Here is a 546-nt window from a genome sequence, read left to right as displayed (position 1 = left end):
AACTTCAATTTGTGCGTCTGGATTATTGAATACATCTTCGTTTAGAGTGCCCAAACGTTTAGAAGTGACAACACCTGCTAGGATTGAATCGTTAACGTTTAAGGCTGTACGGCCCATGTCAACAATTGGTTCAATTGAAACCATCAAACCAATGATTTCTACTGGTAAGCCTAGGGTTCCGAATACGATTAGTGATGCGAAGGTTGCACCACCACCAACACCGGCCACACCGAATGATGAAATAACGATAGTTCCAATAATGGTTAACCAAACCATTGGGTCAGATAGGTCCATACCCACTGTTGGGGCTACGATGGCTACTAACATGGTTGGGTAGATACCAGCACAACCGTTTTGACCGATGGATAAACCAAAGGTACCGGCAAAGTTAGCTGTTGCATCTTCTACACCTAAAGCATCTGTTTGTGTCTGGATGTTCATTGGTAATGCCCCACCACTTGAACGTGATGTAAAGGCAAAGCCTAATACAGAAGATGCTTTCTTGAAGTAGTTGATTGGGTTGACTTTGAAACCAACTAAGATCAA

The 546-nt window shown here is 42.9% G+C and carries 1 protein-coding gene; it reads right to left on the bottom strand.

Annotated features, from left to right (window positions below; all coding sequences use genetic code 11):
• Positions 1-546: cation:dicarboxylate symporter family transporter (locus ACRCJ0_RS19045; RefSeq protein WP_431391772.1), on the bottom strand; the 546-nt coding region annotated here is incomplete at both ends.

The sequence above is a fragment of the Aerococcus sp. L_32 genome (assembly GCF_050689315.1).
Note: the sequence above shows the minus strand (reverse complement) of the source record. Positions and strands in the feature narration are given on the sequence as shown.